Below are 22650 nucleotides of genomic sequence, written 5' to 3'. Positions count from 1 at the left end.
CAGATTTCCGAAAGCGTCTCTCGGGTCGCGCCACGCACTGGCAGCGGCACGGAACGTCATGCTCGAATCGCGCGCCCGCGACTGGCCACGATGACCTTTCGATGACGAAGGGCACCCAAAATCCCAGTTGCAAAGTTCCGCTCGCGCTGTCTCTAATTGGAATAACTACAAACAAACAATCGGGAGGTACTCACGTGTCTACAGTCAAACTGACAGTGAACGGCAAGGCTGTCTCTGTCGATGTCGAGGACCGCACGCTGCTGGTCCATCTCCTGCGCGATCACCTCAACCTCACCGGCACCCATGTCGGCTGCGACACCAGCCAGTGCGGCGCCTGCGTCGTGCATATCGATGGCCGCGCGGTGAAATCCTGCACCATGCTGGCAGGCCAGGCCGACGGCGCAAACGTCACCACGATCGAAGGTCTTGCCAAGGGCGACGAGCTGCATCCGATGCAGGCGGCGTTCCGCGACAATCACGGTTTGCAGTGCGGCTACTGCACGCCGGGCATGATCATGTCGGCGGTCGACATCGTGCACCGCCACGGCGGCCAGCTCGACGAAGCCACCGTCCGCCACGAGCTCGAAGGCAATATCTGCCGCTGCACCGGTTACCACAACATCGTGAAGGCGGTGCTGGATGCGGCCGGCCGCATGAAGGTCGCGCAGGCCGCCGAGTAAGCGGCGACCTCACCTAATCGAACCACCGCCGCAGCTTTCGATGGAAAGCGCGGTCAAACAAATTCCGGTCGGGAGGACAGGACATGGGTGTTGAAGGCATTGGCGCAAGCGTTGTGCGCAAGGAAGACAAGCGTTTCATTACCGGCAAGGGCCGGTATGTCGACGACGTCAAGCTACCGGGCATGACCTATGCCCATTTCATCCGCAGCCCCCACGCGCATGCCAAGGTGAAGGGCATCGACGCCTCCGCGGCGCTGAAGCTGCCGGGCGTCGTCGCCGTGCTCAACGGCAAGCAGATCGTCGACGACAAGGTCGGCAACCTCATCTGCGGCTGGGCCATCACCTCCAAGGACGGCAGCCCGATGAAGATGGGGGCATGGCCGGCGATGGCGCCGGAGACGGTGCGCTTCGTCGGCCAGGCCGTCGCCGTCGTGATCGCCGAGAGCAAGAACCTGGCGCGTGACGCCGCCGAAGCCGTGGTCGTCGACTATGAGGAACTGCCGGCTGTCGCGAACGTGACCGACGCGATCAAGGCCGGCGCACCTCAACTCCATCCCGAGGCACCCGGCAACCAGATCTATGACTGGGTCATCGGCGACGAGAATGCCGTGAACGACGCCTTTTCGAAGGCGGCCAACGTGGTGAAGCTTGATCTCACCAACAACCGCCTCGCGCCGAATCCGATGGAGCCGCGCTCGGCGGTTGCCGACTACAACGAGGCGGAAGAGCACTTCACGCTCTACACGACATCGCAGAACCCGCACGTCGCGCGCCTCGTGCTGTCGGCCTTCTACAACATCGCGCCCGAGCACAAGCTGCGCGTGATCGCGCCCGATGTCGGCGGCGGCTTCGGCTCCAAGATCTACATCTACCCCGAAGAGATGGTGGCGCTGTGGGCCTCGAAGAAGACCGGCCGTCCGGTGAAGTGGACCGGCGACCGCACCGAGGCCTTCCTCACCGACGCACATGGCCGCGACCATGTCACGCATGCGGAGATGGCGTTCGACGCCAACAACAAGATCACCGGCTTGAAGGTGAAGACCTACGCCAATTTCGGCGCCTACATGTCGCTGTTCTCCTCGGCGGTGCCGACCTATCTCTACGCGACGCTGCTGTCGGGCCAGTACGTCATCCCGGCGATCCATGCCGAGGTGGTCGCCGTCTATACCAACACCACGCCGGTCGATGCCTATCGCGGCGCGGGCCGGCCCGAGGCAAGCTACCTGGTCGAGCGGATGATGGAGACGGCGGCGCGGCAGTTGAAGGTCGATCCGGCCGAGCTGCGCAAGAAGAACTTCATCACCCAGTTCCCGTACCAGACGCCGGTCATCATGGCCTATGACACCGGCGATTTTAACGCCTCGCTCGATGCCGCCATGAAGGCGATCGACTATGCCGGCTTCGCAGGCCGCAAGGCGCAGGCGAAGGCGCAAGGCAAGCTGCGCGGCATCGGCGTCTCCTGCTACATCGAGGCCTGCGGCATCGCGCCGTCGAAGGCGGTCGGTAGCCTGGGCGCCGGCGTCGGCTTGTGGGAGTCCGCCGAGGTGCGCGTCAACCCGGTCGGCACCATCGAGGTATTGACCGGCTCGCACAGCCACGGCCAGGGCCATGAGACGGCGTTCGCCCAGCTCATTTCGGAACGCTTAGGGGTTCCCATCAGCCAGGTCTCGATCGTCCATGGCGACACCGACAAGGTGCAGTTTGGCATGGGCACCTACGGCTCGCGCTCCGCGGCGGTCGGGCTTACCGCGATCCTGAAAGCCGTCGAGAAAGTCGAATCCAAGGCCAAGAAGATCGCGGCCCACCAGCTGGAAGCGTCGGAGGCCGACATCGTCATCGAGAACGGCGAGCTCAAGGTCACCGGCACCGACAAGGCGATCGCGCTGCCGATGGTCGCCCTTGCGGCCTACACCGCGCACAACCTGCCTGACGGGATGGAGCCGGGCCTGAAGGAAAGCGCCTTCTATGACCCCTCCAACTTCACCTTCCCGGCCGGCGCCTATATCTGCGAGCTTGAGGTCGATCCCGGCACCGGCAAGACGTCGTTCGTCAACTTCGTGGCGGCCGACGATTTCGGGCGCCTGATCAACCCGATGATCGTCGAAGGCCAGGTTCACGGCGGCCTTGCGCAAGGCATCGGGCAGGCGCTGCTCGAGCACGCGGTCTATGACGCCAACGGACAACCGATCACGGCCTCGTTCATGGACTACACCATGCCGCGCGCCGATGACCTGCCGTCGTTCAAGCTCAGCCACACCACGACGCTCTGCCCGGGCAATCCCTTGGGCATCAAGGGATGCGGCGAGGCCGGCGCGATCGGCGCGTCCGCTGCCGTGATCAACGCGATCACGGACGCGATCGGCAAAAACAACCTGGAAATGCCCGCAACCCCGGACCGGGTGTGGCGCACGATCCACGCGGCTTGAGAAGGAGGAACGAAGATGTACCAGACCACTTATCATCGCGCCTCCTCCGTCGACGAGGCCGCCGCTCTGTTCGCCAAGGGCAGCGAGGCAAAATATCTCTCCGGCGGCCAGACGCTGCTGCCGGTGATGAAGCAGCGGCTCGCCAGCCCCTCCGACGTGATCGACCTTGCGAAGATCAAGGAGCTGATCGGCGTTGATGCTTCCGGCGACACGCTGACAATCAAGGCCGCGACGCCGCATTACGACGTCGCGACCAGCGACGCCGCGAAGAAGGCGATCCCGGCGGTTGCGTATCTGGCTTCGCTGATCGGCGATCCCGCGGTGCGCTATCGCGGCACGATCGGCGGCTCGCTCGCCAACAACGATCCGGCCGCCGACTATCCGGCAGCAGTGCTGGCACTGGGTGCGACGATCAAGACCAACAAGCGCTCGATCGCGGCGGACGACTACTTCAAGGGCCTGTTCGCGACCGCCCTTGAGGACGGCGAGATCATCACCGCCGTGTCGTTCCCGGTTCCGGCGAAGGCGGGCTACGCAAAATTCCCGCACCCGGCCTCGCGCTTCGCACTGACCGGCGTGTTCGTTGCCCAGACCAGGTCGGGCGATGTCCGCGTCGCCGTGACCGGCGCCTCGCAGAGCGGCGTGATGCGCGTTGGCGCCATCGAAGCCGCGCTGAAGGCGAACTGGGCCGCGAGCGCGATCGACGGCGTCTCGATCCCGTCGAGCGGGCTGCTCTCGGATCTCCACGGCTCGTCCGACTACCGCGCCAATCTGATCAAGGTGATGGCGCAGCGCGCGGTGGCTGCGGCGGGCTGACAACGATCGTATCTTAGCGTCTCAACGCAAATTTTCCGCGGCGCGCAGCGATGCGCGCCGCTTTTATTATGCGCCCATGCATCAAAAGCGCTTGCCTCGCCGGGTCGAAGGCGGGAAAATTTAATCGACCAATTAACTCGCCCCAGAGAGGAACGTCCAAACGGGTGCCGCCTCTCGCGCGCCCGTCTTGCGACCCCGAGGAAACAACAACGTGCTCGATCAATCAGCCCAAGACAAATCAGAAGGCTCTTCCGTCCGCGCCTCCGGCCCGCTCGCAGGTTTCCGCATCGTCGAATTCGCCGGCATCGGCCCCGGCCCGTTCGCCTGCATGCTGCTCGCCGACATGGGCGCCGAAGTCGTCACGCTCGATCGCTTGGGCGCGAAGAAGAGCATGAAGTCGGTGGCCGGCCGCGGCCGCAAGGTGATCGAGCTCGACCTGAAGGACAAGGCGGCGATCGGGCAAGTCCTCGATTTGCTCGCGAGCGCGGACGCGCTGATCGAAGGTTTTCGTCCGGGCGTGATGGAGCGGCTCGGGCTCGGGCCCGACGTCGTGCTCGCGCGCAACCCAAAACTCGTCTACGGCCGCATGACCGGCTGGGGTCAGGAAGGTCCGCTGGCGAATGCGGCGGGCCACGACATCAATTACATCTCTATTACTGGCGCGCTGGCTGCGATCGGCACGAAGGACGCACCGGTGCCGCCGCTCAACCTGGTCGGCGATTTCGGCGGCGGCGCGCTTTATCTCGTGGTCGGCGTGCTTGCGGCGCTCCTGGAAGCGCAAAGGTCCGGCAAGGGCCAGGTGGTCGACACCGCGATGTGTGACGGCGCGGCGTCGCTGATGTCGTTCTTCTTCGACATGACCGCGATGGGCCGCTGGACCGAAGGCCGCGACCAGAACTTCTTGGACGGCGGCGCGCATTTCTACGGCACCTATGAATGCGCCTGCGGCCATTTCATCTCGATCGGCTCGATCGAGCCGCAATTCTACGCGCTGCTGCGGCAACACGCCGGGCTCACTGACGCCGATTTCGAGGCGCAGATGGACCGCAAGGCCTGGCCGGCGCTGAAGGAGAAGTTGAAGGCCGTGTTCAAGAGCAAGACGCGCGAGGACTGGTGCAGCATCATGGAAGGCACCGACATCTGCTTCGCCCCGGTGCTGACGATGGCGGAGGCGACGAAGCATCCGCACATGGTCGCGCGCAACGTCTTCGTCGAGCGCCACGGCGTGAAGCAGCCCGCCCCCGCGCCGCGGTTCTCGCGCACGCCGTCAGTGGTTCGGGAGCCTGAGGCTGCGGAGATCGGTGCGGTGACGAGCGCGTGGAAGGCGGGGCGGTAGCAACGCTCTCGTAGGGTGGGCAAAGGCGCATAGCGCCGTGCCCACCATCGGTCCAGGATTGCGCCAGAAGTGGTGGGCACGCTTCGCTTTGCCCACCCTACCGCAGTGTCCTTACGCTGCGTCGTCCACCTTCAGCACGCCACGGCGAATCTGATCCTCCTCGATCGATTCGAACAGCGCCTTGAAATTGCCTTCGCCAAAGCCGTCGTCGCCCTTGCGCTGGATGAACTCGAAGAAGATCGGGCCGATCGCGTTGGCCGAGAAGATCTGCAGCAGCACCTTGGTCTGGTCGCCGTCGACGACACCCTCGCCGTCGATCAGGATGCCGTTGCGCTGCAATCGCGCGACGTCCTCGCCGTGCTTGGGCAGCCGCGCGTCGAGCTTCTCGAAATAGGTGCCGGGCGGTGACGGCATGAAGGGCAGGCCGGCCTCGCGCAGGCCCTCGATCGTGCCGTGAATCTCGCGGCAGCCGCAGGCGATGTGCTGGATGCCCTCGCCGCGATAGATCTTCAGATACTCCTCGATCTGGCCGGAATCACCGGCGTCCTCGTTGATGGGAATGCGGATCTTGCCGTCGGGACTGGTCAGCGCCCGCGAGAACAGGCCGGATGCGCGGCCCTCAATGTCGAAGAAACGGATCTGGCGGAAGTTGAAGAGCTTTTCGTAGAAGCCGGCCCACACATCCATGCGGCCGCGATGGACGTTGTGGGTGAGATGATCGAGATAGAACAGGCCGGCGCCGGCGGGCCGCGGATCGCGCGCGCCGAGCCATTCGAACTCGGAATCATAGGCCGAGCCCTTCGCGCCATAGCGATCGACGAGATAGAGCAGGCTGCCGCCGATGCCCTTGATCGCGGGCACATCCAGCGTCTTCTGCGCGGAGGTGACGTCGGCCGGCTCGGCGCCGAGCGCGATGGCGCGCTCATAGGCTTGCTTGGCATCGACCACGCGGAACGCCATCGAGGGCGCGCACGGCCCATGCGCGGCGACGAAATCGAAGCCGTGGGTGCCGGGCTCCTCGTTGACGAGGTAGTTGATGTCGCCCTGGCGGTAGACCGTGATCTTCTTGGTCTTGTGGCGCGCGACGGGCGCAAAGCCCATCAGCGTGAACAACGCGTGCAGCTCTTGCGGATTGGGATGCGCATATTCGACGAACTCGAACCCGTCGGTGCCCATCGGATTGTCGGCGCTGATGGTGGCAGGCGGTGCATCGTGCGGAAACGGACCCATTGGCGATCTCTCCCAAATTGTTCGCCTGAACTATCCTTCATGAGGCGTGCAATGGGCGTGCAAACGGGACGCGATTCCGGTACCCTATGCATGGTTTGTGCATAAAACGGACAAATGACGCATGATCCCGGTAGACGCCTTCGATCTCAAGCTCCTGACCGCGCTCCAGGATGACGGACGCCTCACCAACCAGGAGCTCGCCGATATCGCGGGTCTCTCGGCCTCGCAATGCTCGCGACGGCGCACGCGGCTCGAGGAGGAGAAGGTGATTGCGGGCTACCATGCCGATCTCTCCAGCGAGGCACTCGGCTTCGGCGTCGTCGCCTTCATCCAGGTGACGCTCGCGACGCACTCGCCCGACAATGCCAAGCGGTTCCGCACGCTCGTCGGCCGGATCGACGAGATCCAGGAGGCCTATTCGCTCACCGGCGACGCCGATTATGTGCTGAAGGCCGTGCTGCGCGACCTCAAGGGGCTCTCCAACCTCGTCAACGACGTGCTGATGCCGCACCAGAGCGTCGCGCATGTGCGCTCCTCGATCGTGCTCGACCGCCTGAAGGAGAGCTCGCGGCTGCCGTTGAAGGGGCTCACGCCTGGCTGAAATCGAGGGAAATGCGGCATTCGCGCGCGAGGTGTGATCTGCGATGATTGGCACTAACCTATTTTTGTTTGAGCATGATCTCTTCGGAAAACCGCTTCACACTTTTCCGGATCATGCTCCGGGAGATTTCAGCCATGGCCCTGCAACTTCGGCCGAACTGCGAATATTGCGATTGCGACCTGCCGCCGAATGCTACGAATGCGCGGATCTGCTCCTATGAATGCACGTTCTGTGCGGACTGCGTCGAGACGAAACTCTTCAACGTCTGCCCCAACTGCGGCGGCGGCTTCGCCCCGCGCCCGATCCGGCCCGAGCAGGAATGGCGGCCGGGCGTCTGCGTGACGAAGCACGTGCCGTCGGACAAACGGGTGCATCTGAAGTACAGCGTGGAGGACGTCGCGGCGCATTGCGCGAGGATCCGCGGCGTGCCGCCGGACGAGCGCTGAACTTGTAGGGTGGGCAAAGCGACTTGTCCGCCGTAGCTCGAAGAGCGAAGGCGGAAGCGTGCCCACCACTTCTGCCAGCGTCATGGCAAAATGGTGGGCACGGCGCTGACGCGCCTTTGCCCACCCTACAACTTCAGCGGAATTCACTCCGCCGGCAGAATCGTCCCCTCGACCTCGCCGAAGCCGACGCGGTAGCCGTCGCCCTGGCACCAGCCGCGCATGACGAGGCTGTCGCCATCTTCCAGGAACGAACGTTTGGTGCCATCAGGCAATTCCAACGGCTCGGTGCCGTTCCAGGAGATTTCGAGCAGGCTGCCGCGCTGGTTCTTCTCGGGCCCGGAGATCGTGCCGGAGCCGAGGAGATCGCCGACATTCATGGCGCAGCCGCTCGAGGCGTGATGCATCAATTGCTGCACCGACGACCAGTACATGTATTTGAAATTGGTGCGGCTGATGCTCGCGGGCGCATTCGTGCCGGCGGCGCGCAAGGAGACGTCGAGCTCGACATCGTAGTTCTGCGGCCGACCCTGTTTGAGATAATCGAGCGGCGCCGGGCTCTGCTCGGGACCTTGCAGGCGGAACGGCTCCAGCGCCTCGCGCGTCACCACCCACGGGCTGATCGAGGTCGCAAACGCCTTTGCGAGGAACGGGCCGAGCGGCACATATTCCCATTGCTGGATGTCGCGGGCGCTCCAGTCGTTGAGCAGCACGAAGCCAAAGATCATCTCCTCGGCCTGCTGCTCGGTCAGCATGCCGCCCATCGGCGACGGCTGTCCGACGACGACGCCCATCTCCAGCTCGAAGTCGAGCCGCTTGCAGGGCGCAAAGCTCGGCACCTCGGCGGTCGGCGGCTTCAACTGCCCACGCGGCCGCTTCACCCTGGTACCGCTGACGACCACGGTCGAGGCGCGGCCGTTATAGCCGATCGGCATGTAGAGCCAGTTCGGCTGCAGCGCATTGTCCTTGCCACGGAACATCACGCCGACATTGGTGGCGTGCTCCTTCGACGAATAGAAGTCGGTATAGCCCGAGACCGGGAACGGCAGATGCAGCCGCGCCTCGCGCATCGGCAGCAGGGCTTGCTTGCGCAGCTCCTCGTTGTCGCGCAGCTCAGGATGATCGTGACGCAGCAGCTCGCTGATCCGCGCCCGCGTCCTGGCCCAGACCTTTGGCCCCAGCGCCATGAACGGATTGAGTGATGGCGCGGAGAAGACACCAAGCGGACCGACGTCGAGGCGGGAATCCTGCTCGAGCTCCCAGAGGTCGAGCACGTAGTCGCCAATCGCAACGCCGACGCGCGGCGCCGGATAGGCCGCCGTCGAGAACACGCCATAGGGCAGGTTCTGGATCGGGAAGTCAGAGGACGGATCGACGTCGATGAAGGAGCGGAGGCTGGGATCGTTGGGGTGCGTTGTCACTTTTGGCTCGATCCTTTCTTCCTTCTCCCCTTGTGGGAGAAGGTGGCGCGAAGCGCCGGATGAGGGGTTGTCTCCGCGAACTCCAATGAGAGATTTCCCGTGCTGAGAGGACCCCTCACCCGTCTCGCCGCTACGCGGCGAGCCACCCTCTCCCACAAGGGGAGAGGGGGAGAAAGCTACGGCCGGTTCGGGTCGAAACGCTTCTCCAGCCCTTTCCAGCAATCCGCATAGTCATCCTGCAACGTCGAGGACTTTGCGGCATGCGCGGTGACACGCTGGGGGTAGCGGGTTTCGAACATGAAGGCGAGCGTGCCGGTGAGCTTGACCGGTTTCAATTCGCCGTTGCTCGCATGGTCAAACGCGTCGCGGTCGGGCCCGTGCGGCAGCATGCAATTGTGCAGGCTCATGCCGCCGGGGACAAAACCTTGCGGCTTGGCGTCGTAGACGCCGTACACGAGGCCCATGAACTCGCTCATGATGTTCATGTGATACCAGGGCGGCCGGAAGGTGTTGTCGGCAACCATCCAGCGCTCGGGGAAGATGACGAAGTCGATATTCGCCGTGCCCGCTGTCTCCGACGGTGAGGTCAGCACCGTGAAGATCGAAGGATCGGGATGGTCGAAGGCGATCGCACCGACCGGCGAGAAGGTGCGCAGATCGTATTTGTAGGGTGCGTAGTTGCCGTGCCAGGCGACCACGTCGATCGGCGAATGCGGCAGCGTCGTCTTGAACAGCGAGCCACCCCATTTCACATAGAGCTCGGTCGGCGTGTCCTTGTCTTCGTAGTAAGCGACCGGCGTCAGGAAGTCGCGCGCGTTGGCAAGGCAATTGGCGCCGATCGGTCCGCGCTCCGGCAGCGTGAAGGCGCCGCCATAATTTTCGCAGAGATAGCCGCGCGCCGGCCCGTTCGGAATCTCCACGCGGAACTTGACGCCGCGCGGGATCACCACGATCTCGCCGGGCTCGGCATCGATGCGGCCGAACTCGGTGACGAGGCGCAGGTTGCCCTGCTGGAGCACGAACATCAGCTCGCCGTCGGCATTGTAGAAATGCTGGTCCACCATCGATTTGGTGATGAGATAGACATGCGCGGCCATGCCGGCCTGCGTATTGACGTCGCCGGCCGTCGTCATGGTCTGCACGCCCTGGAGAAAGGTGATCTCCTCCTTCGGGATCGGCGTCGGGTCCCAGCGCAGCTGCGCGATCGGCAAATCGTTTTCATGGCACGGCGCCGAGCGCCACAGGCCGGCATCGACCTTCTCGAAGCGTCCCGAATGCTTCACCGAAGGGCGGATGCGATAGAGCCAGGAGCGCTCATTGGTGCCGCGCGGCGCGGTGAAGGGCGAGCCCGACAATTGCTCGGCATAGAGCCCATAGGCGCAGCGCTGCGGCGAGTTGCGTCCCATCGGCAACGCGCCCGGCAGCGCCTCCGTCTCAAAACTGTTGCCGAAGCCGGACATGTAGCCCGGCGTGACCTGGGCGGTGCTGCGAACGATCTGATCAGGCGAGGTATTGATGTTCATGACTATCCTCCTCCTTGCAAGGCAGCCCACATCTCCTGGTCGCGCTTGTCGGTCCAGATCACGGGGTCATCGATCCCGGACGCCTCGTCAAAGGCGCGCGACACGTTGAACGGCAGGCAGTGCTCGTAGATGGCGAAGCTCGAAAACTTCGGATCCATCACCTCACGCGTCGCCGCCATGGATTCCTTCAGCGTGCGGCCCTTGGCGGCGGAGATTTCGGCCGCGCCATAGAGCGAGTTGACGAAGTCGCGCGTCATCGCGATCGCTTCGCGCACTGTCGCGGTGCCCTTCAGCGCATCGCCGCGGCCCGGCGCGATCGCCTTGGGATTGAAATTGCGGATCTCGTTCAACGTCAGCGGCCATTCGCGCAAATGCGCATCGCCGCAATAGCAGGCCGAGTGGTATTCGATGAGGTCGCCGGAGAACATCACCTCGGCATCCGGCACCCAGGCGACGATGTCGCCTGAGGTGTGGCCGGCCCCGAGCTGCATCAGCCGCACCTCGCGCTTGCCGAGATAGATCGACATCTCGCCTTCGAAGGTGAGCGTCGGCCAGGTCAGCCCGGGGATGCTCTGCGCATCCTGGAACAGGCGGGGAAATCGACCATACTCGGAATCCCAGTCCTGCTTGCCGCGCTCCTCGATCAGCCGATAGGTCTCCTGTGAGGCGACGACGCCTTGCGCCTTGTAGGCGGATGCGCCCAGCACGCGCACGGCGTGATAATGCGACAGCACGACATATTTGATCGGCTTGTCGGTAACCGTGCGCACGCGCTCGATCACCTTGTTCGCCATCGCGGGCGTTGCCTGCGCGTCGAATACGAGACAGCCGTCATCGCCGACGATGACGGCGGAGTTCGGATCGCCCTCGGCAGTGAAGGCGTAGAGATCGGGGCCTATCTCGGAGAAGGTGACCTTCTTCTCCGCGAGATCGCCGGTGGATGCGAAGTTCTTCGCCATCAGTTCGTTCCTTGCACGGTTATTGTTGTTGCTGTTGCTGCTGGCCGTCGACCATGCGGCGCTTCGCGAGCACGATCGCTTCCTTGAGCACGTCGATTTCGCCGATATGGTTGGCGAGGATCAGGACCAGAGCGGCGTCAAAGTCTGCGCTCTGCTCCTCCGTCAGGCCGCGATGCGCCTCGACGATGGCGCGGAAAGCGTCGTCGGGCCGCGCGAAGTTCGAGCTGGTGGAGAGAGCCATTCGCAAAACCTTCAGTTCAAGCCTTGAGCGCGCGATAATGCCGCCGCGATTTTCGCCTGCGTTGGATGGCGGAATCGCGCCGCGACATAACCGTCGGGCCGCAGCAGATAGGCCGTGTCAGGCTCGGCGTCGTAGCGCTTCGCGGCGAGCCCGCCGGGGTCGATCAGTCCGCCTTCGCCGCCGATGCGGATGTCCTTCACGCCGTCGGGCAGCTCGATGGCCCCGCCACTGCCAAACCCAAGCACGGCAAAATCTGTTCCGCCCTTGCGGAACATATCGGTCAAATAGGCGCCCTCGCCCGCACGCGTTGTGACCGGCGCATCCGGCATGGAACAGCCGGGCCGCGGGCCACTGCTCCACGCCTCCGCGTCGGCGGAGGACAGCGGCGAGTCGTAGCTGCAAGGCACCGAGAGCCGGCCGCCATTGACCATGCGCTTGCCGAACTCGGTTTCCTTGGCAAGTGACAGCACGGCCTTGCGCAGCCGCGCCTCCTGATGCGAGTTTGGCGCCATGAAATCCGTCGAGCGGGTCGATTCGCGAATGTTCTCGTCCGCCGCCATGCCGCGTTCGACGTGGTAGCTCTCGAGCAGGGTCGCCGGCGATTGGCCGCGCAGCACGCGATCGAGCTTCCAGGACAGATTCTCCGCGTCCTCAAGTCCCGAGTTGGCGCCGCGGGCACCGAAGGGCGAGACCTGGTGCGCGGAATCGCCGGCGAAGATCACGCGGCCATGGATGAAGCGATCCATCCGTCGGCACTGGAATTTATAGAGCGAGATCCATTCGAAATCGAACTTGTCGTGCCCGAGCATGCGCGCAATCCGCGGCCGCACGTTTTCCGGCTTCTTCTCGACGCTGGGGTCGGCATAGCGATTGAGCTGGAGGTCGATGCGCCAGACGTCGTCGGGCTGCTTGTGCAGCAGCGCCGACCGGCCGGCATGGAACGGCGGGTCGAACCAGAACCAGCGTTCGGTCGGGAATTCCGCGGTCATCTTGACGTCGGCGATCAGGAATTGATCTTCGAACACCTGGCCGGCGAACTCAGCACCGACCATCTGCCGCAGCGAGGAGCGCGCGCCGTCGCAGGCGATGACGTATTGCGCGTGCAGGCGATAGGCGCCTTCCGGCGTCTCGATCGTCAGCAGGGCGGAATCGTTGCGTTGCTCGAGCGCCGTCACCTTGTTGCGCCAGCGCAGGTCGATCTCCGGCAGATCCCCGATGCGATCGACGAGATAGGCTTCGGCGTAATATTGCTGGAGGTTGATGAAGGCAGGCCGCTTGTGACCTTCTTCCGGCAACAGGTTGAACTGGTAGAGCTGGGACTCGCCGTGGAAGATCTTGCCGACGCTCCACACCACGCCCTTCTCGACCATGCGGTCGCCGACGCCGAGCCGGTCCCAATATTCCAGCGAGCGCTTCGAGAAGCAGATCGCGCGCGAGCCCTCGCCGATGCGGTCGGCATCGTCAAGCAGCACCACGCGCTGGCCGCGCTGCGCCAGATCGATCGCGAGCGACAACCCGACCGGCCCGGCGCCCACCACCACGATCGCGTGCTCGGCCGGAGTCTGGCCGGGGCGATCCTGGTCGGGGTGGCGGCGATAGCCGAACTGGGTTTTTGCCTGCGCCATGCGCTAACCTCGGCTCTGGTCAGGAAGGGACTTATCTGCTAGATAGTCTCACGTGCAACTATCTTGGACCGGCCGCCGCCGTCCGTCAACTGGCATTCGGAGCGACTTTTTGGCGAGGACATTGGGCGATACCGCGCTGAGGGCGAAGGAAGCGGACGAGGCCTCTCGGAGGCCGAAGGCGCGGCTCGATCTGTTCAAATTCGTGCCGTTCCGCCTCAATCGCCTGGCGGCGGAGGTGAGTTCCGCGCTCGCGGTCGAGTATCAGGAGCGCCATGGGCTCGACATTCCGGCCTGGCGGGTGCTCGCCACGCTGGGCTTTCGCAACGATGCCTGTAGCGCGCAGTTCATCTCGCAATGCACCCGCACGCATAAGTCCACCATCAGCCGCGCGGTCACCGCGCTGCTGAATGACGGCCTGATCGAGCGGGTCGAGAACGAAGCCGACCGCCGCGAATTCCGCCTGCAGCTGACCAAGAAGGGCCGCGCGCTCTATGAGGAGCTGTTCCCGCAATTGTTGCGGCGGGAGGATGAAATCCTCGCCTGCCTCTCCGCGCAGGAGCGCAAGCAATTGTCGGCACTGCTCGGCAAGATCGAGCAGAGCCTCGACCTGATCCAGACCAGCGAAGAGGCGGATGCGAAGCAGGCGTATTGATTACTCCGTCATTCCGGGGCGCCGCGACAGCGGCGAACCCGGAATCCAGAAGTTGCGGCGCGAGATTCCGGGTTCGCGCTAACGCGCGCCCCGGAATGACGGGGCTACAGCGTCATTTCGCAAACGACCGGGTCGGCGGCAGATGCAGCGCCCAGGCATCGACCTTGTCGCTGGCGCGCGGATAGATCTCGGTGACCAGCGGATCATGTCCGGGGATGAAGCGATCGGGATGACCGGCGAGGCGCTCGATCGTCTCCCAGCCTGCGGCCATGTCGCCGACATTGTAGACGATCGGGAACGGGCTGCGCCGCTGCAGATTGGCGTAGTAGTGCGCAGCGTCCGAGGCGAGCACCACGGACCCGCGCGCGGTCTCCACCCTGACCACCTGCAAGCCGTCGGAATGGCCGCCGACGCGGTGCACGGTCACGCCCGGCGCGACCTCGCCGTCACCGGAATAAAAGCTGACGCGCTCGCCATAGACATGGCGCACCATCTGCGTGACGTGCTCGACCGAGAACGGATGTCGCAATAAGCCGTTGCACATGCAGCGGCCCGTTGCGTAAGCCATCTCGCGCTCCTGAAGATGAAAACGCGCATTCGGAAAGCGATCGAGATTGCCGGCGTGGTCGTAGTGCAGATGCGTCACGATGATGTCGGCAATAGCCGAGGCCTTGACGCCAAAACGCTCCAGCGCGTCGACCGGATTGAGCGTCAGCTTGCGGGCGCGCAAGGTGGCTTCCTCGGCATTGAAGCCGGTATCGACCAGGATATCGCGGCCGCCCCCACGGATCAGCCAGACGAAATAATCGAGATCCTGCGCGGCGCTCTCATGCGGATCCGGCGACAGGAAGTTCATGTGGGGGGTGCGGGGCGACATCGTTGCATAGCGCAGCGCGTAGACTTCGTAGAGGTTTCCCATGGTTGCACTTTTTTCGTTGAGGGGAGCCCAGAGATCGGTCGCGAAACGCAGCAAGCCACCGCCGGACTCAAAGGTCAAACGCACCTCTCGCGCGCCCCCATGTGAGACCGATCACATTTTTGTCGCGATGGCCGCGCTAAGAGGTATGTCCGCCGGGCCCCCTTCGATCGAGCGATACCGTGACAGCCGCTTTCGTCCCTTCCGTCTTTCCCGCAGCGTCGCGGTCAATTGTCGCGATAATGCCGTGTCTCCAAGCGGTTGACGCCCCCACCCCCCGGTTTGATAATGCAAATTGCGTAAGTTAAGGTCGCCGCGGCGCAAAGCTTGCGAACGGCGCCTTTTTGACTGGACCGCGCTCGTTATGAAGATTCGCTTTCTTTCGCTTCTGTTCTTGATGTACTCGGTCGTCCTGACCGCCCCATCCTTTGCCGCCGGCGACCGCTATGCGCTGGTCATCGGCAATGCCAAATATCCGGACGCCGACAGCCCGCTGAAGGAGCCGATCAACGACGCACGCGACGTCGCCGACGAGCTCAAGCATGACGGCTTTACCGTCGATATCGGCGAGAACCTGACCGGCGATGGCATGCGCCGCGCCTTCGACAAGCTCTATGGCAAGGTCAAGCCCGGCGCGGTCGTGCTGGTGTTCTACAGCGGCTTCGGCATCCAGTCGGCGCGCCAGAGCTACATGATCCCGGTCGACGCCCAGATCTGGACCGAGTCCGACGTGCGCCGCGACGGCTTCAGCATCGAGACCGTGCTCGGCGAGATCAACACTCGTGGCGCCGGCGTCAAGATCGCGCTGATCGATGCCTCCAGGCGCAATCCGTTCGAGCGGCGGTTCCGCAGCTTCTCCGCTGGCCTCGCTCCGGTGATCGCGCCGAACGGCACGCTGGTGATGTATTCGGCGGCCTTGAGCTCGGTGACCTCGGACGCCGGCGGTGACCACAGCCTGTTCGTCCAGGAACTTTTGAAGGAAATCCGTGTCCCCGACCTGATGGCGGAGGAAACGCTGAACCGCACCAAGATGGGCGTCACCCGCGCCTCGCGTAACGAGCAGGTGCCATGGATCTCGTCCTCGCTGGCCGAGGATTTCTCGTTCATTCCCGGCGCCGGCGGATCGCGACCGACGGCCACGGCGCAGCCGCCGGCTCCGCCCGCACCCACGCCACCAGTGATTGCAAACAACCCGCCGCCCGCGCCGACACCTGTACAAACTCCTGCACAAACTCCCGCTGCCCCGGCGCCGCCCGCACCGCCGAAGCCGCAGGTCGAAGCGAATGTTGCTTCGCCTCCCGCCCCTGCACCTTCGCCCGCGCCGGCCCCTGCACCGTCACCGAAGCCGCAGGTTGATGCGGCTATTCCCGCGCCACAGCCGCCGGCGAAGCCGGCCGACGTCGGCACCAGCCCCAATACCGGCGGCAACACCGACACCGGACCGAGCCAGGCCGCGCTGGCGGACGATCCCACCATCAAGAGCCTGACCGCCAAGATTGCGGCCAACCCCGACGACGTGAACGCGCTCTACCGGCGCGGCCAAGTCTATGCCAGCAAGGGCGCCTATAACCTTGCGATCAAGGATTTCGACGACACGGTCCGGATCAATCCCAAGGACGTCGAGGCCCTGAACAACCGTTGCTGGACCCGCACCGTGATCGGCGACCTCCAGGGCGCGCTGAAGGATTGCAACGAGGCCCTGCGGCTGCGCCCGAACTTCGTCGACGCGCTGGACAGCCGCGGCCTGGTCAACCTGAAATCGGGGGCGGTGAAGAACGCCATCTCGGATTTCGATGCGGCGCTGAAGATCAACCCGCGCCTGACCTCATCGCTCTATGGTCGGGGGCTTGCCAAGCAGCGCAATGGCTCGGCCTCGGAAGGCGCACTCGACATTGCGAACGCCAAGGCGATGGATCCGAACATCGTCCAGGAGTTCGCAAGTTACGGAGTACGTTGATATTTTTTTGAGATTCGGGGCGCCGCGCCTCGAACCCCCGAGAGCCCCGCGGAGACCAACGCAAGGATGCCGCAGGGGCCCTTCCGGGCTTGTTGCAGGAATTTTTTGCAGGAGGGACTGGCAATGAGATTGGCTGCAAAGGGTGTGACCGCGATCCTCTCGGTCCTCACGATCGGCGCCGCACTGACGCTGCCGCTGGGAAGCGCATTCGCGGGCGACGACAAGGATACCAGCAACAACGTCACCGAGGACCAGATCGTGCGGGCGCTGGCGCCGCCGAAGAAGCCCCTGACGCGCGGCCTCTCGATCGGACCGCAAACCACGGATCCGGCGCCGAGCGCCGCCGAGACCAAATTGCTGCAGAGCGTCCGCGGCCGCGCCACACGCTCGCTCTCGGTGACCGAACGCGAGGAAATCGCAACCGCCGCCAAGGACAAGCCGAATATCGATCTCGAGATCACCTTCGACTACAACTCGGCCAACATCAGCGCCAAGTCGATGCCGTCCGTGCAGGCGCTCGGCCGCGCGCTGACCAATCCCGACCTCAAGGGCTCGACCTTCGTCGTCGCCGGCCACACCGACGCCGCCGGCGGCGAGGGCTACAACCAGGACCTGTCGGAGCGCCGCGCTGACTCGATCAAGCGCTATCTCGTCGACAAGTACAGCATTTCCGCAGCCGATCTCGTCACCGTCGGCTATGGCAAGAGCAAGCTGAAGGATCCGAGCCAGCCGATGGCGGAGGTCAATCGCCGGGTGCAGGTCGTCAATATGGAAAACAAGACCACCGCGTCCAAGTGAAGGCGACACATTGTTCAGGTGACCGGTCGTAATGTCTGTAAATTCGTGTGTCCGACGCGCGTCCCGCAAACCTTGCGGGACGCAGCTTCGTTTCGGGGAAACTCTTCCAATAGCGGCCGCGAGCTCGCGGGCTATCAGCCAGGCAGGATGATCCGGCGATGAACATCACCGAATATCTCAAGCCTGCGGGAACCGTGGCATTCATCGTCGTGCTCGGCGTCGGCTATTACTGGTTCGAGAACCGCCACCGCCCGGAAGCAAAGGAGACGCCGGGCGAAGCCGTCGTGGTCGTGACCAAATCGACCAATGCCTGCTTCTCCGATCTGGTGCGCGTGACCGGTTTCTTCGTGCCGCGCCGCGAGGCCGTGGTGACCGCCGACCAGGAAGGATCGCGCGTCACCGACCTCTTCGTCGCCGAAGGCGCCACCGTCACCGAGAATCAGGAACTGGCGCGGCTGAGCCCGCCTCCGCAGACGCCGGGCCAGCCGGCGCGGCCGGGACCGCAAGGACCGATCTCGCTCAAGGCGCCGGCCGCAGGGCTCGTCACCGAAGTCCGCACCGTCGTCGGCGCCCCGGCCTCGCCGCAGGCAGGCCCGATGTTCCGCATCGCCGTGGGCGGCGAGATCGAGCTCGATGCGCAGGTGCCGGCCGTGCATATGCCAAAACTCAATCCCGGCGCGACGGTGCGGATCAGCCGGGACGACGCCCCCGACCTGATCGGGCGCGTCCGGCTGGTCTCGCCCGAGATCGACCGCGCCACGCAGCTCGGCCGCGTCCGGATCAGCGTCGCCAACAATCCATCGCTGAAGGTCGGCATGTTCGCCCGCGCCTCCATCGACGCCAAGCGCAGCTGCGGCGTTGCGGTTCCCAAGACCGCCATTGACCATCTCACCGTCCAGGTGGTCAAAGGAAACACGGTCGAGACGCGACGGGTGCGGGTCGGGCTGACGTCCGACACCGCAACGGAAATCCTGGAAGGTCTCGACGTCGGTGAAATCGTCGTGGCCGACGCCGGCTCTTCGCTCCATGACGGCGACCAGATCAAGACCGTCTTCGCCGATGAACTCGATCGATCGCGGGTACGCTGATGGCTCTCAATATCTCGGCATGGTCGATCCGCAATCCGCTGCCGTCGGTCGTCTTTTCCATTATCCTCCTGATCCTGGGCTGGGTGTCCTTCACCAAGCTCGCGGTGACGCGGCTGCCGTCGGCCGACATCCCCGTGATCTCGGTCGCGGTGTCGCAATTCGGCGCAGCTCCCGCCGAGCTTGAATCCCAGGTCACCAAGACGGTTGAAGACGCCGTCTCCGGCGTCGAAGGTGTACGGCACATCACGTCGCAGATCACCGACGGCCTGTCGGTGACCACGATCCAGTTCGCGCTCGAGACCAATACCGACCGCGCGCTGAACGACGTCAAGGACGCGGTGACGCGGGTGCGCTCCAACCTGCCGCAGAACGTCACCGAGCCCCTGATCCAGCGCGTCGACGTCATCGGTCTGCCGATTGTGACCTATGCCGCGATCTCGCCCGGCAAGACGCCGGAACAGCTCTCCTATTTCGTCGACGACGTGGTCAAGCGCGCGCTGCAGGGCGTGCGCGGCGTCGCCCAGGTCGAGCGCATCGGCGGTGTCGAGCGCGAGATTCTGGTCTCGCTCGATCCGGACCGGCTCCAGGCCATGGGGCTGACGGCCGTCAATGTCAGCCAGAGCCTGCGCGGCACCAATGTCGACGTCGCCGGCGGCCGCGCCGAGATCGGCAAGAACGATCAGGCGATTCGCACGCTCGCCGGCGCCAAGACGCTGAGCGATCTGGCCGGCACCATGATCCCGCTGTTCGGCGGCGGCGAGGTCCGGCTCGACGATCTCGGCACCGTCACCGATACCATCGCCGACCGCCGCACCTTCGCCCGCTTCAACGGCGAACCGGTGGTCGCGCTCGGCATCAAGCGCTCCAAGGGCGCCAGCGACGTGGTGGTCGCCGCCGCCGTGCAGAAGCGCATCGATGCGCTCAAGAACGCCTATCCCGACGTCGACCTCAAGCTGATCGATACCTCGGTCGAATACACCAAGGGCAATTACGAGGCGGCGATCTCGACCCTGTTCGAAGGCGCCATTCTCGCGGTCGTCATCGTGCTGTTGTTCCTGCGCGATCTGCGCGCCACCATGATCGCCGCGATCTCGCTGCCGCTGTCGATCTTCCCGGCTTTCTGGGTGATGGACCTCCTCGGCTTCTCCCTGAATCTCGTCAGCTTCCTCGCCATTACGCTGTCGACAGGTATTCTGGTCGACGACGCCATCGTCGAGATCGAGAACATCGTGCGCCACATGAACATGGGCAAGTCGCCTTATCGTGCCGCACTCGAAGCTGCCGACGAGATCGGTCTCGCGGTCATCGCGATCTCGCTGACGATCATCGCGATCTTTGCGCCTGCGAGCTTCATGTCCGGCATCGCCGGCCAGTTCTTCAAGCAATTCGGTATCACCGTCTCCGTGCAGGTGTTCTTCTCGCTGCTCGCGGCGCGCCTGGTGACACCGATGCTGGCCGCCTATTTCCTCAAGCACCACAATCATGAGGAGCCGCCGCCGGGCCGCGTGCTGCGGACCTATCACAAGATCGTGGCGTGGTCGGTGAAGCACTATTTCATCACCGTGCTGATCGGGTTCGGCATCTTCGCCGCCTCGATCTGGAGCATCACGCTGCTGCCGCAGGGCTTCCTGCCGGCGCAGGACAGCGCGCGATCACTGCTGGCGATCGAGCTGCCGCCCGGCACCCAGCTCTCCTATACCGAGAAGGTCACCGAGGACATCGTCGCGCAACTGCGCAAGCGGCCGGAGGTGAAGAGCATCTTCGTCGACGGCGGGCGTGTCCCGCCCGGCACGCAGGAGGTGCGGCGCGCCTCCCTGATCATCAACTATACTCCGAAGCACGACCGCAAGATCACCCAGCGCGAGCTCGAGTTCTCGATCAGCCAGGAGCTGGAGAACATCCCCGACATACGGTTCTGGTTCCTCGACGAGAATGGCCTGCGCGCGATCTCGCTGGTCGTCACCGGCGTCGATGCCAACATCGTCAACAACGTCGCAAGCGAGCTCGCGACGCAGATGAAGCGGATCCCGACCATCTCCAACGTCATCTCGGAAACCGCGCTCGAACGTCCCGAGCTGCGCATCCAGCCGCGCGCGGAGCTCGCAGCCCGCCTCGGCGTCTCGACCGAAAGCCTGTCGCAGACCATCCGCGTCGCGACCATCGGCGATGTCGGGCCTGCGCTCGCAAAATTCGACGTCGGCGACCGCCTGGTACCGATCCGGGTGCAGCTCGAAGATGCCGCGCGCGGCAATCTGAAGACGCTCGAGCAGTTGCGCGTGCCGCTCGGTGAGCACGGCGAGAAGGGCGGCGTGCCGCTCTCGGTCATCGCCGACGTCAAGCTCGACCAGGGCCCGACCAGCATCAACCGCTACGACCGCGAACGCCAGGCAACCGTCGCCGCCGATCTCGTCGGTTCCGCGGCGCTCGGCGATGCCACCAAGAAGATCTACGAGCTGCCGGTGATGAAGAGCCTGCCGAAGGGCGTGAAGGTCAGCCCCTCCGGCGACGCCGAAAGCCTGAACGAGCTGTCGGATGGTTTCGCCACCGCCATCACCGCCGGCCTGATGATGGTCTATGCCGTGCTGGTGCTGCTGTTCGGCACCTTCCTCCAGCCGATCACCATCCTGTTCTCGCTGCCGCTCTCGATCGGCGGCGCGATCGCGGCGCTGCTCGTGACCGGCAAGCAACTCACCACGCCGGTGTGGATCGGCATTTTGATGCTGATGGGCATCGTGACCAAGAACGCGATCATGCTGGTCGAGTTTGCGATCGAAGCGATCCACGCAGGCAAGCCGCGCGATGAAGCCATGATCGACGCCGGCATGAAGCGCGCCCGCCCGATCGTGATGACCACGATCGCGATGGTCGCCGGCATGATGCCGAGTGCGCTCGCGGTCGGCGCCGGCGGCGAGTTCCGCTCGCCGATGGCGCTCGCGGTGATCGGCGGCCTGATCTTCTCGACCGTGCTGTCGCTGGTGTTCGTGCCCGCGATGTTCATGGTGATGGACGACATCGGCGCCCTGATCTGGCGCTTCGGCAAGCGCCTGATCGTGCACAGCGCCGATGCGGAGGCCGAGCACGACGCGAAGCCGTCAGCCGGAGCTACGCCTGCGGAAGCCACCCCGATGCCGAAGAACATCGTGCACCCGGCGGCAGAGTAGGGTTTATCCAGCCCTACTCATTCCTCGCGATCGACGTCAGCTTGGTCATGTTCTTGAGAAGGATCCGCCCGCGCTGCAGGTCGAGGATCGCTTCCTTGCGCCAGGCCTGGAGCTGACGGTTGACGCTTTCGCGGGCGGCGCCGACGAAGATGCCGAGCTGCTCCTGCGAGATATGGACCTCCGAACCGAAATCGGCGGCGAGCGCGCAGAGCCTGCGGGCAAGCCGCACCGGCAGGGGCTGGAGCATGGACTCTTCCATGCGCTCGCTCTGCCAGCGGATGCGCTGGCACAGCAGCATGATGATCTTGACAGCGACCTTTGGCTCGCGCTCCAGGAAGGCGAGGAAATCCTCGCGTCGCAGCACGAACAGCTCGCTGGCCTCGCCCGCGGTCGCATCCGCGGTGCGGTTCTGGCCGTCGAGCACGGCGACCTCGCCGAACAGGTCGCCCGGCCCCATGAAATTCAGCGTCAGCCGGCTGCCGTCGGAGGCGCCGGTTTCGATCCGGACCTGGCCGCGGCGGACGCCGAACAGCGCATCGCCGGGATCGCCCTTCTGGAACAGCACTTCACCATTCGCCAAATGCTGGGTGTGGCAGAGATTGGACAAGCGCTGCAGTTCGTCCGTACCGAGGTCGGCGAACATCGGATTCATTTTCAGAATGACCGCAAATTCGGCCTGTTTGCTCATCGCAATTCCCTTTGCAGATCCCTTGGTCGTGCGCTTGGTAGTACCCTTGGCAATTCCCTTGGAACCATCGAACATCAGAGTCACGGAAA

The 22650-nt window shown here is 64.4% G+C and carries 19 protein-coding genes; 11 read left to right on the top strand and 8 right to left on the bottom strand.

The genetic code is table 11. The features are described from left to right. Nucleotides 1–194 precede the first annotated feature (194 nt). The 4 genes from NLM33_RS31440 to NLM33_RS31425 all read left to right on the top strand — a co-directional run bounded on the left by NLM33_RS31440 (nucleotide 195) and on the right by NLM33_RS31425 (nucleotide 5258). On the top strand, nucleotides 195–680 hold the full coding sequence (locus NLM33_RS31440) for a (2Fe-2S)-binding protein (RefSeq protein WP_254102009.1): 486 nt from the start codon (nucleotides 195–197) through the stop codon (nucleotides 678–680). A gap of 83 nt (nucleotides 681–763) precedes the next feature. Further along, nucleotides 764–3106, top strand: coding sequence for a xanthine dehydrogenase family protein molybdopterin-binding subunit (locus NLM33_RS31435; protein WP_254102008.1), 2343 nt, complete (start codon nucleotides 764–766; stop codon nucleotides 3104–3106). A gap of 15 nt (nucleotides 3107–3121) precedes the next feature. Then, nucleotides 3122–3922 carry a xanthine dehydrogenase family protein subunit M gene (locus NLM33_RS31430; protein WP_254102007.1) on the top strand — a complete coding sequence of 267 codons (801 nt, stop codon included), beginning with the start codon at nucleotides 3122–3124 and terminating at the stop codon, nucleotides 3920–3922. 211 nt (nucleotides 3923–4133) lie between these two features. Further along, nucleotides 4134–5258 carry a CaiB/BaiF CoA-transferase family protein gene (locus tag NLM33_RS31425; RefSeq protein WP_254102006.1) on the top strand — a complete coding sequence of 375 codons (1125 nt, stop codon included), beginning with the start codon at nucleotides 4134–4136 and terminating at the stop codon, nucleotides 5256–5258. A gap of 111 nt (nucleotides 5259–5369) precedes the next feature. Here the strand turns inward: NLM33_RS31425 and hppD are convergent, their stop codons facing one another. After that, entirely contained in the window at nucleotides 5370–6488 is a 1119-nt protein-coding gene (gene hppD / locus NLM33_RS31420) for a 4-hydroxyphenylpyruvate dioxygenase (protein ID WP_254102005.1), read from the bottom strand. Between the two features lie 121 nt (nucleotides 6489–6609). On the opposite strand from hppD, the gene NLM33_RS31415 reads away from it, so the two are divergent. Together NLM33_RS31415 and NLM33_RS31410 are read left to right on the top strand one after the other, a co-directional pair. Beyond that, nucleotides 6610–7089 (top strand): Lrp/AsnC family transcriptional regulator, encoded by a 480-nt coding sequence (locus NLM33_RS31415; protein ID WP_254102003.1) that lies wholly within the window; start codon nucleotides 6610–6612, stop codon nucleotides 7087–7089. Between the two features lie 134 nt (nucleotides 7090–7223). Further along, nucleotides 7224–7535: a DUF1272 domain-containing protein gene (locus tag NLM33_RS31410; protein WP_254102001.1), complete on the top strand. Its 312-nt coding sequence runs from the start codon at nucleotides 7224–7226 to the stop codon at nucleotides 7533–7535. Nucleotides 7536–7678: 143 nt separating this feature from the next. On the opposite strand, the gene fahA is transcribed toward NLM33_RS31410, so the two are convergent. The 5 genes from fahA to NLM33_RS31385 all read right to left on the bottom strand — a co-directional run bounded on the left by fahA (nucleotide 7679) and on the right by NLM33_RS31385 (nucleotide 13301). Continuing rightward, entirely contained in the window at nucleotides 7679–8953 is a 1275-nt protein-coding gene (fahA, locus tag NLM33_RS31405; RefSeq protein ID WP_254101999.1) for a fumarylacetoacetase, read from the bottom strand. Between the two features lie 176 nt (nucleotides 8954–9129). Continuing rightward, nucleotides 9130–10476, bottom strand: a complete 1347-nt coding sequence (gene hmgA / locus NLM33_RS31400; RefSeq protein WP_254101997.1) for a homogentisate 1,2-dioxygenase — start codon at nucleotides 10474–10476, stop codon at nucleotides 9130–9132. A 2-nt stretch (nucleotides 10477–10478) separates the two neighbouring features. Then, nucleotides 10479–11435: an MBL fold metallo-hydrolase gene (locus tag NLM33_RS31395; protein ID WP_254101995.1), complete on the bottom strand. Its 957-nt coding sequence runs from the start codon at nucleotides 11433–11435 to the stop codon at nucleotides 10479–10481. 19 nt (nucleotides 11436–11454) lie between these two features. After that, the gene (locus NLM33_RS31390; protein WP_254101993.1) at nucleotides 11455–11676 is read right to left on the bottom strand and encodes a DUF2783 domain-containing protein; all 222 of its coding nucleotides are present in this window, start codon (nucleotides 11674–11676) and stop codon (nucleotides 11455–11457) included. Nucleotides 11677–11687: 11 nt separating this feature from the next. Beyond that, nucleotides 11688–13301, bottom strand: a complete 1614-nt coding sequence (locus NLM33_RS31385; RefSeq protein WP_254101991.1) for an FAD-dependent oxidoreductase — start codon at nucleotides 13299–13301, stop codon at nucleotides 11688–11690. Nucleotides 13302–13410: 109 nt separating this feature from the next. On the opposite strand from NLM33_RS31385, the gene NLM33_RS31380 reads away from it, so the two are divergent. Beyond that, nucleotides 13411–13953 (top strand): MarR family winged helix-turn-helix transcriptional regulator, encoded by a 543-nt coding sequence (locus tag NLM33_RS31380; RefSeq protein WP_254101989.1) that lies wholly within the window; start codon nucleotides 13411–13413, stop codon nucleotides 13951–13953. 112 nt (nucleotides 13954–14065) lie between these two features. On the opposite strand, the gene NLM33_RS31375 is transcribed toward NLM33_RS31380, so the two are convergent. After that, nucleotides 14066–14872, bottom strand: a complete 807-nt coding sequence (locus tag NLM33_RS31375; protein ID WP_254105983.1) for an N-acyl homoserine lactonase family protein — start codon at nucleotides 14870–14872, stop codon at nucleotides 14066–14068. Nucleotides 14873–15233: 361 nt separating this feature from the next. Between NLM33_RS31375 and NLM33_RS31370 the strand changes: the two genes are divergently transcribed. The 4 genes from NLM33_RS31370 to NLM33_RS31355 all read left to right on the top strand — a co-directional run bounded on the left by NLM33_RS31370 (nucleotide 15234) and on the right by NLM33_RS31355 (nucleotide 21873). Further along, on the top strand, nucleotides 15234–16826 hold the full coding sequence (locus NLM33_RS31370) for a caspase family protein (protein WP_254101987.1): 1593 nt from the start codon (nucleotides 15234–15236) through the stop codon (nucleotides 16824–16826). A 123-nt stretch (nucleotides 16827–16949) separates the two neighbouring features. Beyond that, complete coding sequence (locus NLM33_RS31365) at nucleotides 16950–17624, top strand: OmpA family protein (protein ID WP_254101985.1); 675 nt, start codon at nucleotides 16950–16952, stop codon at nucleotides 17622–17624. A 158-nt stretch (nucleotides 17625–17782) separates the two neighbouring features. After that, nucleotides 17783–18712, top strand: coding sequence for an efflux RND transporter periplasmic adaptor subunit (locus NLM33_RS31360; protein ID WP_254101983.1), 930 nt, complete (start codon nucleotides 17783–17785; stop codon nucleotides 18710–18712). Next, complete coding sequence (locus NLM33_RS31355; protein ID WP_254101981.1) at nucleotides 18712–21873, top strand: efflux RND transporter permease subunit; 3162 nt, start codon at nucleotides 18712–18714, stop codon at nucleotides 21871–21873. Before NLM33_RS31360 ends, NLM33_RS31355 begins: the two co-directional genes overlap by 1 nt. 13 nt (nucleotides 21874–21886) lie before the next feature. Here the strand turns inward: NLM33_RS31355 and NLM33_RS31350 are convergent, their stop codons facing one another. Beyond that, on the bottom strand, nucleotides 21887–22561 hold the full coding sequence (locus NLM33_RS31350) for a Crp/Fnr family transcriptional regulator (protein WP_254101979.1): 675 nt from the start codon (nucleotides 22559–22561) through the stop codon (nucleotides 21887–21889). Nucleotides 22562–22650 lie beyond the last annotated feature (89 nt).

Origin of the sequence: Bradyrhizobium sp. CCGUVB1N3, from assembly GCF_024199925.1 — a bacterium.
Taxonomy (GTDB): Bacteria; Pseudomonadota; Alphaproteobacteria; order Rhizobiales; family Xanthobacteraceae; genus Bradyrhizobium.
Note: the sequence above shows the minus strand (reverse complement) of the source record. Positions and strands in the feature narration are given on the sequence as shown.

What these genes read in the sequence shown, in the direction of transcription:
- NLM33_RS31435 (WP_254102008.1), top strand. Translation starts at nt 764, where the DNA reads ATGGGTGTTGAAGGCATTGGCGCAAGCGTTGTGCGCAAGGAAGACAAG.
- NLM33_RS31430 (WP_254102007.1), top strand. Translation starts at nt 3,122, where the DNA reads ATGTACCAGACCACTTATCATCGCGCCTCCTCCGTCGACGAGGCCGCC.
- hppD (WP_254102005.1), bottom strand. Translation starts at nt 6,488, where the DNA reads ATGGGTCCGTTTCCGCACGATGCACCGCCTGCCACCATCAGCGCCGAC.
- NLM33_RS31415 (WP_254102003.1), top strand. Translation starts at nt 6,610, where the DNA reads ATGATCCCGGTAGACGCCTTCGATCTCAAGCTCCTGACCGCGCTCCAG.
- NLM33_RS31410 (WP_254102001.1), top strand. Translation starts at nt 7,224, where the DNA reads ATGGCCCTGCAACTTCGGCCGAACTGCGAATATTGCGATTGCGACCTG.
- hmgA (WP_254101997.1), bottom strand. Translation starts at nt 10,476, where the DNA reads ATGAACATCAATACCTCGCCTGATCAGATCGTTCGCAGCACCGCCCAG.
- NLM33_RS31395 (WP_254101995.1), bottom strand. Translation starts at nt 11,435, where the DNA reads ATGGCGAAGAACTTCGCATCCACCGGCGATCTCGCGGAGAAGAAGGTC.
- NLM33_RS31390 (WP_254101993.1), bottom strand. Translation starts at nt 11,676, where the DNA reads ATGGCTCTCTCCACCAGCTCGAACTTCGCGCGGCCCGACGACGCTTTC.
- NLM33_RS31385 (WP_254101991.1), bottom strand. Translation starts at nt 13,301, where the DNA reads ATGGCGCAGGCAAAAACCCAGTTCGGCTATCGCCGCCACCCCGACCAG.
- NLM33_RS31375 (WP_254105983.1), bottom strand. Translation starts at nt 14,872, where the DNA reads ATGGGAAACCTCTACGAAGTCTACGCGCTGCGCTATGCAACGATGTCG.
- NLM33_RS31370 (WP_254101987.1), top strand. Translation starts at nt 15,234, where the DNA reads ATGAAGATTCGCTTTCTTTCGCTTCTGTTCTTGATGTACTCGGTCGTC.
- NLM33_RS31365 (WP_254101985.1), top strand. Translation starts at nt 16,950, where the DNA reads ATGAGATTGGCTGCAAAGGGTGTGACCGCGATCCTCTCGGTCCTCACG.
- NLM33_RS31360 (WP_254101983.1), top strand. Translation starts at nt 17,783, where the DNA reads ATGAACATCACCGAATATCTCAAGCCTGCGGGAACCGTGGCATTCATC.
- NLM33_RS31355 (WP_254101981.1), top strand. Translation starts at nt 18,712, where the DNA reads ATGGCTCTCAATATCTCGGCATGGTCGATCCGCAATCCGCTGCCGTCG.
- NLM33_RS31350 (WP_254101979.1), bottom strand. Translation starts at nt 22,561, where the DNA reads ATGAGCAAACAGGCCGAATTTGCGGTCATTCTGAAAATGAATCCGATG.